This is a genomic window from Streptomyces sp. NPDC127117, assembly GCF_042677325.1.
Taxonomy (GTDB): domain Bacteria; phylum Actinomycetota; class Actinomycetes; order Streptomycetales; family Streptomycetaceae; genus Streptomyces.
The window spans coordinates 1-14,760 of record NZ_JBHXTM010000075.1 but is presented as its reverse complement, the minus strand read 5'-3'; the positions used below and the strand labels follow the sequence as shown (position 1 = coordinate 14,760).

General features: G+C 69.6%; 11 protein-coding genes and 1 pseudogene. 8 read left to right on the top strand and 4 right to left on the bottom strand.

What is annotated here, in order from left to right; genetic code table 11:
• Positions 1-65: 65 nt before the first annotated feature.
• The 3 genes and pseudogenes from ACFVH0_RS37020 to ACFVH0_RS37010 form a co-directional block, all read right to left on the bottom strand.
• Positions 66-434 (bottom strand): annotated as a pseudogene (locus ACFVH0_RS37020) (tyrosine-type recombinase/integrase); the annotation flags it as partial.
• Positions 435-516: 82 nt separating this feature from the next.
• Positions 517-891, bottom strand: coding sequence for a type II toxin-antitoxin system VapC family toxin (locus ACFVH0_RS37015; protein ID WP_385827585.1), 375 nt, complete (start codon positions 889-891; stop codon positions 517-519).
• Positions 891-1,133, bottom strand: a complete 243-nt coding sequence (locus tag ACFVH0_RS37010) for a type II toxin-antitoxin system Phd/YefM family antitoxin (protein ID WP_266491049.1) — start codon at positions 1,131-1,133, stop codon at positions 891-893. Before ACFVH0_RS37010 ends, ACFVH0_RS37015 begins: the two co-directional genes overlap by 1 nt.
• A 490-nt stretch (positions 1,134-1,623) precedes the next feature.
• Here ACFVH0_RS37010 and ACFVH0_RS37005 point away from each other — a divergent pair, with 490 nt between their 5' ends.
• The 8 genes from ACFVH0_RS37005 to ACFVH0_RS36970 all read left to right on the top strand — a co-directional run bounded on the left by ACFVH0_RS37005 (position 1,624) and on the right by ACFVH0_RS36970 (position 10,956).
• Complete coding sequence (locus ACFVH0_RS37005; RefSeq protein WP_385827583.1) at positions 1,624-2,265, top strand: hypothetical protein; 642 nt, start codon at positions 1,624-1,626, stop codon at positions 2,263-2,265.
• A 255-nt stretch (positions 2,266-2,520) separates the two neighbouring features.
• The gene (locus tag ACFVH0_RS37000; protein WP_385827605.1) at positions 2,521-3,750 is read left to right on the top strand and encodes an amidohydrolase; all 1,230 of its coding nucleotides are present in this window, start codon (positions 2,521-2,523) and stop codon (positions 3,748-3,750) included.
• Between the two features lie 138 nt (positions 3,751-3,888).
• Complete coding sequence (locus tag ACFVH0_RS36995) at positions 3,889-4,929, top strand: BMP family protein (protein ID WP_385827581.1); 1,041 nt, start codon at positions 3,889-3,891, stop codon at positions 4,927-4,929.
• A 248-nt stretch (positions 4,930-5,177) separates the two neighbouring features.
• The gene (locus tag ACFVH0_RS36990) at positions 5,178-6,770 is read left to right on the top strand and encodes an ABC transporter ATP-binding protein (protein WP_385827579.1); all 1,593 of its coding nucleotides are present in this window, start codon (positions 5,178-5,180) and stop codon (positions 6,768-6,770) included.
• Positions 6,767-7,885, top strand: a complete 1,119-nt coding sequence (locus tag ACFVH0_RS36985; protein WP_385827577.1) for an ABC transporter permease — start codon at positions 6,767-6,769, stop codon at positions 7,883-7,885. The genes ACFVH0_RS36990 and ACFVH0_RS36985 overlap by 4 nt, the downstream gene beginning before the upstream one ends.
• Positions 7,882-9,171, top strand: a complete 1,290-nt coding sequence (locus tag ACFVH0_RS36980; RefSeq protein WP_385827575.1) for an ABC transporter permease — start codon at positions 7,882-7,884, stop codon at positions 9,169-9,171. The genes ACFVH0_RS36985 and ACFVH0_RS36980 overlap by 4 nt, the downstream gene beginning before the upstream one ends.
• Positions 9,168-9,566: a cytidine deaminase gene (locus tag ACFVH0_RS36975; protein ID WP_326767372.1), complete on the top strand. Its 399-nt coding sequence runs from the start codon at positions 9,168-9,170 to the stop codon at positions 9,564-9,566. Before ACFVH0_RS36980 ends, ACFVH0_RS36975 begins: the two co-directional genes overlap by 4 nt.
• Positions 9,567-9,678: 112 nt before the next feature.
• A complete protein-coding gene (locus ACFVH0_RS36970; RefSeq protein ID WP_385827573.1) occupies positions 9,679-10,956 on the top strand; it encodes a thymidine phosphorylase in 1,278 nt (425 codons plus the stop codon).
• 317 nt (positions 10,957-11,273) lie between these two features.
• Here the strand turns inward: ACFVH0_RS36970 and ACFVH0_RS36965 are convergent, their stop codons facing one another.
• Entirely contained in the window at positions 11,274-14,549 is a 3,276-nt protein-coding gene (locus ACFVH0_RS36965; RefSeq protein ID WP_385827603.1) for a S8 family serine peptidase, read from the bottom strand.
• Positions 14,550-14,760 lie beyond the last annotated feature (211 nt).

Sequence of the window (14,760 nt, the reverse complement as noted above, 5' to 3'; positions counted from 1 at the left end):
CAGGTCCCGCCGGAGAGAACTCCGGCGGGGCCTGGTGTCTTGTGACGGCAACGCTGACGGCAACGTCAGCGGACGACGTCTGCGGTTGGTGAGTCGTCGGGGGTGTTGATCGGGCCGAGGGCATTGCCGAGGGTGTCGATGGCCTGACGCTGGAGGCGGAGGCGTACGTGGGCGTAGACGCCGGCGGTGACGCCGATGTGGGCGTGTCCCAGCAGCTCCTTGATGACGACGAGGTCGACGCCCTGTTCCAGGAGCAGGGTGGCGGTCGAGTGCCGGAGGTCGTGGAAGCGGATGGTCCGGAGTCCTGAGCTGTGGAGGAGGCGGCGGTAGCGGCGGGTGAGGTTGGCCGGGGCGAGAAGCCGTCCGGTTGGCGTGGTGAAGACGAGGCCGCTGTCTTGCCGGGCTGGTCCTGCCGCTTCGCGTTTCTCGTCCTGCCGCGCGGTCCTGAACTCCCCCGCGGTCCTCCCCGCCTCGTCCTTTGCTCTGGTCGGCGCCGAGGTGAAGGTCGCAGAGCCGTCAGACGGGCATGATCTGCACGTCGTAGGAGGGGATCCACTTGTCACGGGTCAGGATCGTCATCCCCTCGGTCTGGGCCTGTGCGATCAGTATCCGGTCGAAGGGGTCGCGGTGATGTGCGGGAAGCCTGCCCGCCCGCACGCCATGTCCCGCAGTGATCGGAAGTGAGGTGAACTGGCTGTCCCGTACCCGCTCAGCCAGGTCCTCGGGACCTTCGAGCTTTCCGAGGGACTGCTTGATCGCGATCTCCCACGGGGTGATCGCGCTGACGAAGACCGAAGGCTCTGTGTCCAGCAGGTGTTTGATCTCGTTGGTGAGCTCAGCGGAGTCGTCGAGCCACCACAGGACGACATGCGTGTCGAGCAGCATTTTCATCAGCGCATCCCGAAGGCGTCGGCCAGGTCGTCCGGCAGGTCGTCGAAGTCGTCCTTGATGTGGATCTGTCCGCTGAGTGAGCCGCGCCCGGTCCGCCTTACGCGAGGATGGAGCGGCACTACCTTGGCCACTGGTTCTCCCGCTTTGGAGATCACCACTTCCTCCCCTGTGGCCACCTGCTCCAGGATGCGCGAGAGGTGGGTCTTTGCCTCGTGGACGTTGTACTGACGAGCTGCTTCCACGGCTGCCTCACAGGGACGGATCAGGAGGTGGACTAACCACTGGACTAAGTCTACCCCGCATGGCCGGGCTGTGCCGGGACGGCTCCGTCACGGGGCACCCTGCGATTTCCGAGCCCAAGGGCTGTCCTTCTGCCTCCTTCCGGCCGGAGCCGCGCAGGCGTCGCAGCCCTCTGTCGGTTACGGAGGCGTCGAGGGCGGGGTGTCGTGACACCGGCACCCTGAGGTTTTGCGTCCGCGCGCGGCCTGCACGTTCGGAGCCGGTCCGGCGAGGGGCGGTGGAGCACCTGCCGACCCGCCAATTGTCCGGAGCGGATGAGGGGCGTCTCGACGGGGTGTTGGCCGAGGGCTTCAGTGTTGAGGCCCACTCGACGCAGGTCGGACGTTCTCTCGACGCCATGAATCACCCTGATACGCAAGTGACGTGCAACCAGGGTTGGTTGAGGGTAAGCCCCGATGGTGGGCAGGGGCGGCCCGGCACGAGCATGGACGCATGACGACGATGCGGATGGCGACAGAGCGACAGGGCGGGACGGTCGGTACGGATGGAGCGGCCGGGGCGACGTTGGGAACGGCCCTCCTCGTGGGGCCCGCCCTGATGGCCGGGTACGGGGTGGTGCGGCTGGTCGGGCGGGCCGTGAGCGACTACGGGCCCGGGGTGTGGTGGACGACGGCGCATCTGCTGTTCCTGGCCGGGGTGCTCGCCTTCGTGCCGGTGTTCCTGGGGCTGCGGGGGCTCGCCGGGGAGCGTGGCGGCGGCAGGACGGCCGCTACGGTGGCCGCCTGGACCGGGCTGCTCGGTGCGGCGGCGGTGGTGGTGCAGGCGGTGATCGACCTGACGGCCGGGTTCGCCGCGGCGGACAAGGAGGCCATGAGCGAGATCTTCGACCGGGTGCAGGGCGTGCCCGGGGTGATGCCGCTGGTCTACACGGTGGTGCCGATGCTGTTCTGGCTCGGGCTGCTGGCCCTCGTCACCCTGCTCGCGTTCTTCCGCCGTGACGTGGTCCGGTGGTGGACCCCGGCGCTGGTGCTGGCGGGGACGGTGGTGATGGCCGTGAACCTGGATCTGCTGCCGGTCGGAGCGCTGTGCCTCGGGGTGGCGCTGATGCCGGTACGCCGGGGGCTCTCCGCCTGACGGAGCCCGATGGCAGGCCCGGTCGGTCGGAGCGGCCGGAGTGGTCGGTCATGGTGCAAGCGGTCGGTCACGGTGCAAGCGGTCGGTCGTGGTGCAAGCGGTCGGTCATGGTGCAAAAGGGGGCGAGTTTACCCGCCCCGCCGTCACCTCACACGCCGCAGCGCAGTCATTTATTCGTCTATGTGGCTGAACTTTTCTTGTTTCATGGTCAGTTGAAGGGGGAAGGGCCTTACCCTTCACCAGGTGAACCAGTTGATGTCCCGCGAGTCCGACGCCGAGCCGACGCCCCACGACGAACCGCTCCCCGGCACCCTGACCGAGGCCCTGCGTGCCGAGCTGATCGCGTTCCGGCGCGACCTGCACATGCACCCCGAGCTGGGCAACCAGGAGTTCCGTACCACCGCGGCCATCAAGGCCCGGCTGGAGAAGGCCGGTCTCGAACCCAGAGTGCTCGCCACCGGAACCGGTCTCATCTGCGACGTGGGCACGCGGGGCGACTCCACCCCGCCCATGCTCGCCTTGCGCGCGGACATCGACGCACTGCCCATCCCGGACACCAAGACCGGCGTCCCGTACCGCTCCACCGTCCCCGACCGGGCGCACGCGTGCGGGCACGACATCCACACCACCTCGGTCCTCGGCGCCGGGCTGGTGCTCGCCGAGCTCGACCGGCAGGGGCTGCTCCCGAACCCCGTACGGCTGATCTTCCAGCCGGCCGAGGAGGTGCTGCCCGGCGGGGCGCCCGACACGATCCTGTCCGGGGCGCTGGAGGGCGTCGGGCGGATCATCGGGGTGCACTGCGACCCGAAGGTGGACGTGGGGCGGATCGGGCTGCGGGTCGGGGCGATCACCTCGGCCTGCGACCGGCTGGAGGTCTCGCTCGACGGGCCGGGCGGCCACACCGCCCGCCCGCACCTGACCACCGACCTGGTCACCGCCGCCGCCAAGGTCGCCACCGAGGTGCCCGCGCTGCTGGCCCGCCGGATCGATGCCCGGTCCGGGCTCGCCGTCACCTGGGGGCGGCTGGAGTCCGGGCACGCCTGCAATGTGATCCCGCAGCATGCCGAGCTGTCGGGCACCGTCCGCTGTCTGGATCTGGCCGCCTGGCGGGAGGCTCCTGATCTGGTGCACGCCGCGATCGACGAGGTGGCCGGAATGCACGGCGCCAAGACGGTGATCGACTACGTCCGGGGCGTCCCGCCGGTCGTCAACGACGCCGCGATGATCGATCTGCTCGCCACGGCGATGACCGCGCGCCGCGGATCGTATGCGATCGAGGACACCGAACAGAGCCTGGGCGGCGAGGACTTCTCCTGGTACCTGGAACACGTCCCCGGCGCCATGGCCCGGCTCGGGGTCCGTACGCCGGGCGACACCGCCCGGCTCGACCTGCATCGAGGTGATTTCGACGCCGACGAGGAGGCGATCACGGTCGCCGTGGAGCTGTTCACTGCCTCCGCGTTGCTCGACCGCAACCATCCGTAACCGGACACGTCACCCCTGGTTCGCGACGATCCGATAACGGCTTCCGTACAGGGCTTTATCTGACATCTACGCGCGTTACGATCGCCGCGAAACCAGCGCCGGAAGAGGCGCTTCGGTCAGGTTTGAAGGAGCCTTCCCTTGCGCCGGGTATCCAAGATCACCGCTGCGTGTACCGTCACCGCGGCCCTCGCGTTCACCGCCACCGCATGCGGTGAGTCGTCCACCGAGAGCTCCGGCTCCGACAAGGGCAAGATGAAGATCGGCATGGCCTACGACGTGGGCGGCCGTGGCGACAACTCGTTCAACGACTCCGCCGCGCGTGGTCTGGACAAGGCCAAGTCCGAGTTCGGTGCCGAGACCAAGGAGCTCACCGCCAAGACCGGTGAGACCCCCGCCGACCGTGAGCAGCGCCTGGAGTCGCTCGCCGAGGGCGGCTACAACCCGGTCGTCGCGGTCGGCTTCGCGTACAAGGACGCGGTCGACAAGATCGCCGCCAAGTACCCGAAGGTGAACTTCGGGCTGGTCGACTCGGTCGCCACCGCGAAGAACGTCGACAGCATCGTCTTCACCGAGGAGCAGGGCTCCTACCTCGCCGGTGTCGCCGCCGCGCTGAAGTCGAAGGACGGCCAGGTCGGCTTCATCGGCGGTGTGGACCTTCCGCTGATCAAGAAGTTCGCCGCGGGCTTCCAGCAGGGCGTCATGGAGACGAACCCGAAGGCCAAGGTGCAGATCCAGTACCTGTCCACCGGTTCGGACCTGTCCGGCTTCGGCAGCCCCGACAAGGGCATGGCCGCCGCCAAGGGCATGCTCGACAAGGGCGCCGACGTCATCTTCGCCGCCGCCGGCGGTTCGGGTGCCGGTTCGATCGAGGCCGTCGCGGGCAAGAAGGGCGCCTGGTCCATCGGCGTCGACTCCGACCAGGCCCTCGACCCGTCGCTGGCGAAGTACAAGGACACGATCATGACCTCGGTCGTGAAGAACGTCGACGGCGGTGTCTACGACCTGGTCAAGTCCGTCAAGGACGGCAAGCCGCTGACCGGTACGCAGACGTACACCCTGGCCAAGGACGGCGTCAGCCTGACCACCACGGGTGACCACATCAAGGACATCCAGGCCAAGCTCGACGAGGCGAAGAAGAAGATCGCCGACGGCACCATCAAGGTCAAGACCACGACCTGATCCACCGTCGATCGGGGCCCGGGTGAGCCGCTTCGGCTTCACTCGGGCCCCGATTTCACGTACCGGCCCGGCCGACTTGCCGTAGCCGTGCGCACACTGTCCGCCACCTGTCATCAGGTGGCCAACGATTCGGTGGCGCTACGCGCGTAGCGTCCGCCGGGCGCGATACCTTTCACGCTCCCACCGCCTCCGCCCTCCGCTCCTGCCAAGGAGAGTGCGCCATCAACGCGTCCAGCAGTCCCCATGCCGTGGAGCTCCGCGGCATCACCAAGCGGTTCCCCGGGGTCGTGGCCAACCACGACATCGACATCACCGTGCGCCGCGGCACCGTCCACGCCCTCGTCGGCGAGAACGGCGCCGGCAAGTCCACTCTGATGAAGATCCTTTACGGCATGCAGAAGCCGGACGAGGGCACCATCGCGGTGGACGGCGAGCAGGTCTCGTTCCACAACCCCGGTGACGCCATCGCGCGCGGTATCGGCATGGTGCACCAGCACTTCATGCTCGCCGACTACCTCACCGTCCTTGAGAACGTCGTCCTCGGCTCCGAGAAGCTGTACGGCATCGGCGACCGGGCCCGCGCGAAGATCAAGGAGATCTCCGACTCGTACGGTCTCGGGGTCCGCCCGGACGCCATGGTCGAGGACCTCGGTGTCGCCGACCGGCAGCGCGTGGAGATCCTCAAGGTCCTCTACCGCGGCGCCCGCACCCTGATCCTCGACGAGCCGACCGCCGTCCTGGTGCCGCAGGAGGTCGACGCGCTCTTCGACAACCTGCGCGAGCTCAAGGCCGAGGGCCTGACCGTCATCTTCATCTCGCACAAGCTGGGCGAGGTCCTGTCGGTCGCCGACGAGATCACCGTCATCCGGCGCGGTACGACGGTGGGCACCGCCGACCCGAAGCACACCACCACCAAGCAGCTCGCCGAGCTGATGGTCGGCAGCGAACTCCCGTCGCCGGAGACCCGCGAGTCGACCGTCACCGACGTACCGATGCTGACCGTCGACGGGCTGCGGCTGAGCGCCACCGACCCGGACGGCGTGGTGCGTTCGGTCCTCGACGGCATCGGCTTCACCATCCACAAGGGCGAGGTCCTCGGGATCGCGGGTGTCGAGGGCAACGGCCAGTCCGAACTGGTCGACGCCATCATGGGCATGCGCCACCCCGACGCCGGGGTGCTCACCCTGGACGGCGCCGACATCTCCCGCACGCCGACCCGCAAGCGCCGCGAGGACGGCATGGGCGTCATCCCCGAGGACCGCCACCGGCACGGGCTCCTGCTGGAGGCCCCGCTCTGGGAGAACCGCATCCTCGGCCACGTCACCGAACGCCCCAACAGCAAGGGCGCGTTCCTCGACCTCAAGGGCGCCCGCACCGACACCGAGCGGATCGTGCGCGAGTACGACGTGCGCACCCCCGGCATCGACGTCACCGCCGCCTCGCTCTCCGGCGGCAACCAGCAGAAGCTGATCGTCGGCCGCGAGATGAGCCACGACCCGAAGCTGCTGATCGCCGCGCACCCGACCCGGGGCGTGGACGTCGGCGCGCAGGCGCAGATCTGGGACCAGATCCGCGAGGCGCGCCGCGAGGGTCTCGCGGTGCTGCTGATCTCCGCCGACCTGGACGAGCTGATCGGCCTCTCCGACACCCTGCGCGTCATGTACCGCGGCCGGCTGGTCGCGGACGCCGACCCTGCGACCATCACCCCGGAGGAGCTCGGCTCGGCCATGACGGGCGCGGCCTCCGGCCACCTGGAATCACCGGACGAGGCACCGGCACCGGACGACTCGGCCGCCGAAGGCACCGACACCGACCCCCGGAACGGGGGAGAGGACCGATGAAGAAGATCGACAAGGAGCGGCTGCTCCTGGGGATCGCGGCCCCCGTACTCGCGATCGTGGTCGCCTTCCTGGTGACCGCACTCGTGCTGGCCGCCACCGGCAAGGAGCCGTTCAGCGCCTTCGGCATCATGTTCGACTACGGGATGAAGTCGGACAGCCAGGTCTACATCCTCAACAAGGCGACGACGTACTACCTCGCGGGTCTCGCGGTGGCCGTCGGCTTCCGGATGAACCTCTTCAACATCGGCGTCGACGGCCAGTACCGCCTCGCCGCCTTCTTCGCCGCCGCGGTCGGCGGCGCTCTGACGCTGCCCGGCGCCCTGCAGATCCCGCTGATCATCCTCACCGCGATGATCGTCGGCGCGATGTGGGCCGGCATCGCCGGTGTCCTCAAGGTCACCCGCGGCGTCAGCGAGGTCGTCTCGACGATCATGCTGAACGCCATCGCGACCGCGATCATCGGCTATCTGCTCCAGCAGGGCCGCCTCGGCCACCTCGACGAGGCCGGCACGAAGATCTCCACCAAGCCGATCCCGGAGTCCTCGCACTTCTTCGAGTTCCCGACCACCCCGTCGCCCGTCTGGGGCTTCATCGTGGTCGCGGTCGTCGCGGGCGTCGCCTACTGGTTCACGCTCTCGCGCACCCGCTTCGGCTTCGACCTGCGCACCGTCGGCCAGTCCGGCTCCGCGGCCGAGGCCAGCGGTGTCGACGTCAAGAAGATGGTCGTCACCTCGATGCTGATCTCCGGCGCCGTCGCCGGTCTGATCGGCATGCCGACCCTCCTCAACGACAGCTACGAGTACAGCGGCGACTTCCCGGTCGGCATCGGCTTCACCGGTATCGCCATCGCCCTCCTCGGCCGCAACCACCCCGTCGGCATCGCGCTCGGCGCACTGCTCTGGGGCTTCCTGGAGCGCGGCACCGGCAAGCTCGAATTCGAGGGCTACGACAAGGAGATCGTCGGCGTGATCCAGGGCGTCATCGTCCTGTGCGTCGTCATCGCCTACGAAGTCGTCCGCCGCTACGGACTCAAGCGCCAGCAGAGCAAGGTCGGCGCGGAACTCGCCGCACAGGCCGCCGCCCGTAACAACGACCAGCAGGAGGTGTCGGCGTGAGCGCCACGGCGACTTCCACCCCGCCCCCCGCGGCCCCCAAGGTCTCCGGCGGCAAGGGCGGCCGCACCCGCCTCTCCTTCCCCGTCGTGCTGCTGATCATCGCGGGCGTGCTGCTCGCGCTGTCCGCCGTGCGCGCCATCACCGGCGCGGAGGACGTCACCTCGGCGGGCCAGATCAGCGCGGCCCTCGCGATGGCCGTGCCGATCGGACTCGCCGGTCTCGGCGGCCTCTGGGCCGAGCGGGCCGGTGTGGTCAACATCGGCCTCGAAGGCATGATGATCCTGGGCACCTTCTTCGGCGCCTGGGCCGGCTGGCAGACCAATCCGTGGCTCGGCGTACTGGCCGGGGTCGTCGGCGGCATGCTCGGCGGGCTGCTGCACGCGGTGGCGACCGTCACCTTCGGCGTCGACCACATCATCTCCGGTATCGCCATCAACATCCTGGCGCTCGGCTTCACCACCTACTTCGCCAAGCTCTGGTTCAACTCGGGCGAGGCGGCGGCCAAGGGCGGCAGCCCGAAACAGTCCCCACCGGCCGACGACATCACCTCGGTGACGATCCCGGGCCTGTCCGACTGGCTGCACTCCATCGAGAAGCACCACTGGTTCTTCGTCTCCGACGTGGCCGGTGTCATCGGCGGTCTCGTCACCAATGTGTCGCTGCTGACGATCCTGGCCATCGTCCTGTTCGTCCTCACGTTCTTCGTGCTGTGGAAGACCTCGTTCGGGCTGCGGCTGCGCTCCTGCGGCGAGAACCCGGTCGCCGCCGAATCGCTCGGCGTGAACGTCTACACGTACAAGTACATCGCGGTGATCGTCTCCGGCGGCATGGCCGGTCTCGGCGGTGCCTTCCTCTCACTGGTCACCTCGCACATCTACAACGAGGGCCAGACCGGCGGCCGCGGCTACATCGGTCTCGCCGCGATGATCTTCGGCAACTGGCGGCCCGGCGGGCTCGCCATGGGCGCCGGACTGTTCGGCTTCGCCGACGCGCTCCAGCTGCGCAACGGCGGCGAGTCCGTCCACGCGCTGCTCCTGCTGCTCGTGGTCGTGCTGGCCGTGCTCGCGGCCTGGAAGCTCTACCGCAAGAGCTTCGTCCAGGGCGGCGTCAGCGCGGTCATCGCCGCCGCGGTGCTGGTCTGGTACCTCGCTACGGACACCGTGCCCACCGAGTTCGTGAGCGCCACCCCGTACATCGTCACGCTGCTCGTCCTCTCGCTCTCCGCCCAGCGGCTGCGGATGCCGAAGGCGGACGGCATGCGCTACCGCAAGGGCCAGGGCAAGTGACGGCCGCCGCGGAGGTCGACTGGGCGGCGCTGCGGAGCGCCGCACGGTCCGTGATGACCCGCGCGTACGTCCCGTACTCGCACTACCCGGTCGGCGCCGCGGCGCTCGTGGACGACGGCCGTACGGTCTCCGGCTGCAACGTCGAGAACGCCTCGTACGGCATCGGGCTGTGCGCCGAGTGCGGCCTGGTCTCCCAGCTGCACGCCACCGGCGGTGGCCGGCTGACCCACTTCACCTGCGTGGACGGGGCGGGCGAGATCCTGGTGCCGTGCGGCAGATGCCGGCAGCTGCTGTACGAGTTCGGCGGCCCCGAGCTGGTCCTGGAGACGCCGGACGGGCTGCGCACGCTCGACGAGATGCTGCCGCAGGCGTTCGGTCCGGACCATCTGAAGTAGAACTCCGGTGGCCCTCCCGCACGTCGGGAGGGCCACCCCCATTTCCACCCTCTATGCGCGTAGAGTCATTCGGGACTCCTGCGTACGCACCGGCCGGAAGGAATTCCAGGACATGGACGCCATCTCCGTCATCCGCACCAAGCGGGACCGAGGCGAGCTGACCCCCGAGCAGATCGACTGGGTCATCGACGCGTACACCCGCGGTGAGGTCGCCGACGAGCAGATGTCCGCGCTGGCCATGGCGATCCTGCTGAACGGCATGAACCGCACGGAGATCGCCCGCTGGACCGCCGCGATGATCGCCTCCGGCGAGCGGATGGACTTCGCGTCGCTCTCCCGCCCCACCACCGACAAGCACTCCACCGGCGGCGTCGGCGACAAGATCACCCTGCCGCTCGCCCCGCTGGTCGCCGCCTGCGGCGCCGCCGTGCCGCAGCTCAGCGGCCGGGGCCTCGGCCACACCGGCGGCACCCTCGACAAGCTGGAGTCCATCCCCGGCTGGCGCGCCCACCTCTCCAACGAGGAGATGCTCAGCGTCCTGGACACCACCGGCGCGGTGATCTGCGCCGCCGGTGACGGGCTCGCCCCCGCCGACAAGAAGCTGTACGCGCTCCGCGACGTCACCGGCACCGTCGAGGCCATCCCGCTGATCGCCAGCTCCATCATGTCCAAGAAGATCGCCGAGGGCACCGGCGCGCTCGTCCTGGACGTCAAGGTCGGCTCCGGCGCCTTCATGAAGACCATCGAGGACGCCCGTGAGCTGGCCTCCACCATGGTCGCGCTGGGCACCGACAGCGGAGTGCGCACGGTGGCCCTGCTCACCGACATGGCCACCCCGCTCGGCCGCACCGCGGGCAACGCCCTGGAGGTACGCGAATCGGTCGAGGTACTGGCCGGCGGCGGCCCGAAGGACGTCGTCGACCTCACCCTGGCGCTGGCCCGCGAGATGCTGGACGCGGCCGGTCTCAAGGACGCCGACCCGGAGAAGGCCCTCGCGGACGGCTCCGCGATGGATGTCTGGCGCCGGATGATCTCCGCCCAGGGCGGCGACCCGGACGCCACGCTCCCGGTCGCCCGCGAGCAGCACGTGGTGACGGCCCCGTCCACCGGCGTACTGACCCGCCTGGACGCCTACGACATCGGCGTCGCCGCCTGGCGCCTCGGCGCTGGCCGGGCCCGCAAGGAGGACCCGGTCCAGGCCGGCGCGGGCGTCGAACTGCACGCCAAGCCGGGCGACCAGGTCACGGCCGGCCAGCCCCTGCTGACACTGCACACCGACACCCCCGAGAAGTTCGACTACGCGTTGAAGGCCTTGCCCGACGCCTACGACATCGCCCCGACGGGCACGTCGTTCACCGCCACCCCCGTGGTGCGGGAGCGTATCGCCTGACCTGCGGTCTTCTCGTGCGGGTGAACGGGACCGGTGAACTGCCACCGGTCCCGTTCGGCATGCTGGACCCGGTGACGCACCGATGGAGGAGACCGCCATGAGCGCACTCGGCGTCGATCCCGCCCCCGGCCACGGGGAGAAGCTGACGCTGCCCGAGCCGTTCGGGCTGGTCCTGGACACCGGGGTCCTTCCGGTCGGCTGAGAGACGACGCACGCCGGCCCCGACGGCATGCGAACGGCCCGTCGGGGCGGAGGAATCCTCCCCGACGGGCCGCTCTCATGCCGTCGGTGCGCCTACCGGCTCACCGACATGCCGCTCACTTGCCGAAGTACGCGTTGTAGATCGACACCGACGACTTGTTGCCCTGCTTGTCCGTGACGTTCGCCCGGTAGGAGATGGACTTCCCCTTGGCCGGGTTCTTCACGGAGAGCTTGCCCGCCTTGACCGTGGACTTCTTCCAGGTCTTGCCGGCGTCGTAACTGACGTACACCGTCAGCGACTTGAGGTTCTTGCCGGCGGCGGCGCCCTGCACCGTCACGGGTACGGAAGCGGTCCGGCCGGCCGTGACCCTGCTGTCGAGGGTGACGTTGGGCGTGAACCGCACCGTGGAGACCGGGAGCATGGTCGGGGCGGTGGTGCGCTTGGAACGGAAGGTCCAGCTCGCGTCGATCCGGGTGGAGACCGCGGAGACCTTGGTGCTGCGCCGTACCGAGGTCGTCAGCCGGTAGTCGGCGGAGCCGGACGGCACGGCGAAGGGGGTCAGACCGGTCAGCGGGTCGTCGTTCCGGCCGAGCTGCTTGCCGTTGCGGTACAGGACCGTATTGGCCGAACTGTAGGCGGAGTCACCGACGTTGCCGCGTCCGTCGGCCACCAGCGGCAGCATGCCGACGATGTTGTCGCCGTCGCGCAGAACGCCGTACTCGGAGCTGACCGCAGGGCCGAACACCGCGGTGTTGACCTTCTTCGTGTAGGACTTGCCGGCCTTCAGGGACTGCGGGGCGCCGAGGGAATACTGCGCCTCGGTCACCGGGTAGCCGTCCTCGTCGACCGGGCCGTCCTGGCTGAAGTCGAAGCTCCACCGAGCCTTGTCGGCGGTGGAGACATAGGCGGTGGCGGTGCCGGGGATCTTGTGCAGGGACCAGGCGGCCCAGCCGCCGTCGATGCCGGGCAGCGTGCCCGACACGGCGATCTCACCGGTCTTGCCCTTGGCGGGCGAGCCGAGGGAGAGACCGACCTTGGCCAGCTGGCCGGTGGTGTACTTCCGCTCGAAGCCGGTGGCCGCCCCGGTCACCGGACCGCCGGCCACGATCTCGTACCGGGTCGAGGTCCCCTTGAGCCAGCTGCCGATCCAGTTCTGGCTGAGCGAGCCGTCGGTGACCCTCGGGCCGAAGTGCGCGGTGCGGAAGTTCTTGTACGTGTCGAGGAGCCAGCCGTACCCGAAGGCGTTGTCCTCGGACGCGTACTGGAGCTCGGTCGTCGCCATCAGGGGCTTGGCGCCGGTGGCGGGCACGGTGATGTTCACCGGCTTCGCCTTGCGCGCGTCGAACGTCAGGCTGACGTTCTTGTTGATGTCCAGCTTCGGCTGGGACAGCCAGTCCGTGCCCTTGGTGTAGTCCTCGGGGTCGACGGTGACGCCGGTGTTCAGCGTGTAACCGCCCGCGGGGACGCGGACCTTCGCCGTGCCGTCGGTGCTCGTCGGCGAGAGCCACTGGCCGACCGCCGAGCCCGTGAGCCCGAAGAGGTTGGAATCGACGAACTCGGCCGGCTTGCCGTCCCGCCCGATGGTCTTGACGGTGAGGTCGTACGACTCGATCTCGCGATCGACCGCGGCCGCCGTGCGGACACTCTGGCCGCCGCCGGTCCCGACGACGTACGCGGAGTAGATGCCGTCGTCCTTGCCGCCGAGCTTGGTGTTCACGGTCATCGGCACTTCCGCGGTGCCGCCCGCCGGGACGGTCACCTTGTCGGCGCCGAGGGTGAAGAAGCCGGCCGGGGCGGGCTTACCCTTCGGGCCGGTCGCGGTGACGGCGAGGTCGAGGGTGACGTCGCTGCTGCCGAGGTTGCGGTACGTCACCTTCTTGGTGACCGGGGTGTCGTCGGTGTGCGGCCACTGCTGCAGCCCGAAGCCCACCGAGACCGGCTCGGCGACGACGGTCTGCTCGATCGCCCGGTCCACCGCGATCCGGCCCGTGCCCTGCTCGAACGGGGTGTACGCGCCCGGCTTCGTCGAAGCGGTCAGCGCGCCCTTGAGCTCGGCGTACTTCCACTCGGGGTGCTGCTGCTTGAGGAGCGCCGCGGCGCCCGCGACGTGCGGGGTCGCCATCGACGTACCGGAGATCGTCAGGTAGCCCGGCGGGTTCTGGCCGACCTCCTGATCGATGGCGGAGCCGGGGGCGGCCGCCGCCGTGATGTCCACGCCGGGGGCGGTGACATCGGGCTTGATCGCGCTGTCGCCGATGCGCGGTCCACGGCTGGAGAAATCGGCCAGCTCGTCCCTGTCGTCGACGGCGCCGACGGTCAGCGCGGCGTCCGCGCTGCCGGGGGAGCCGACGGTGCCGGAGCCGGGGCCCTCGTTGCCCGCCGCGATGGCGAACAGGGTGCCCTTGTCGGCCGACAGCTTGTTGACCGCCGCTTCGAGCGGGTCCACCTCGGGGGTGTCACTGCCGCCGAGGCTCAGGTTGATGATGTCGGCGCCCTGTGCGACCGCCCACTCCATGCCGGCCAGGATGCCGGAGTCGTCGCCGAAGCCGTCGTCGTCGAGCACCTTGCCTTCCAGCAGCTTGGCGTCCGGGGCCACGCCCTTGAACTTGCCGCCCGACTTGGCGCCGGTACCGGCCGCGATCGACGAGACATGGGTGCCGTGGCCGACCCGGTCCTTGGCGTCGGGCGAGGAGGTGAAGTTCTTCGTGTCGAGGATCTGGCCCTGGAGGTCCGGGTGGGTGGCGTCCACACCGGTGTCCAGGACGGCGATCTTGACGCCCTTGCCGGTGTAGCCGGCCTTCCAGGCGGCCGGGGTGCCGATCTGCGGGACGCTCTTGTCCAGGCTCGCCCGGCGTACGCCGTCCAGCCAGACCCGGTCGATTCCGGCGGCGGTGGTGCGCTGGGCACCGTGTGCCGCCTTGCTGGTGAGCGCCTGCCAGATGTCCCGGGCGTCGCGCTGCGGGGTGATCACCGACTCGGCGTTCAGCGTCTTCAGGGTCCGGGCGACCCGGGTGGAACCGGCCTCGCGGACCTCGGCCTTCGCGGCGGCGGCCTTCGCGCCCCGGTAGGAGACGATCAGCTTCAGGCCCGACTTCTGGGCCCGGCGGTTCTCCGCGCGGTTCAGCTCGGTGACGTCGAACAGCCGACGGTCCAGCTTCCCGGAACTGATCAGCCGGCTCGCGTCGGCGGGGACGAGCATGGTGTGCCCGTTGCGTATCTGTCGCTGCACGGGTATGTGCTCGCGGCCCTCGGCGGCCCGGAAACCTGTCACCCGGCCCTTGGCGTCCACGGTGACCAGGTCACCGGTGATCAGCGTCAGCCGGTGCTGGGTCAGCGACCGGTTGCCGGTTGCCGGGGCGGCGTCGGGCTGTGCGACGGCCGGGGTGGTCATCCCGGCCGCGAGTGCCACGGCGGCTGCCGTGGCGACGGTCGAAACACACGCGTTTCTCACGTGTTTGCGCAACTCTCCCCCTGGAGAATCGGGCGGCCCGCGAAGGGCCGCGGGTCAGTCGGTGCGGCGGGGCCGCCGCCCCCGCCGGCTCAAGTTCCGTGGGGGGGGATCGAGAGGGCGGGTTCCCAGGAACCGCGCCAATAACGGCGCG

What these genes read in the sequence shown, in the direction of transcription:
- ACFVH0_RS36985 (WP_385827577.1), top strand. Translation starts at nt 6,767, where the DNA reads ATGAAGAAGATCGACAAGGAGCGGCTGCTCCTGGGGATCGCGGCCCCC.
- ACFVH0_RS37005 (WP_385827583.1), top strand. Translation starts at nt 1,624, where the DNA reads ATGACGACGATGCGGATGGCGACAGAGCGACAGGGCGGGACGGTCGGT.
- ACFVH0_RS36970 (WP_385827573.1), top strand. Translation starts at nt 9,679, where the DNA reads ATGGACGCCATCTCCGTCATCCGCACCAAGCGGGACCGAGGCGAGCTG.
- ACFVH0_RS37015 (WP_385827585.1), bottom strand. Translation starts at nt 891, where the DNA reads ATGAAAATGCTGCTCGACACGCATGTCGTCCTGTGGTGGCTCGACGAC.
- ACFVH0_RS37000 (WP_385827605.1), top strand. Translation starts at nt 2,521, where the DNA reads ATGTCCCGCGAGTCCGACGCCGAGCCGACGCCCCACGACGAACCGCTC.
- ACFVH0_RS36965 (WP_385827603.1), bottom strand. Translation starts at nt 14,549, where the DNA reads ATGACCACCCCGGCCGTCGCACAGCCCGACGCCGCCCCGGCAACCGGC.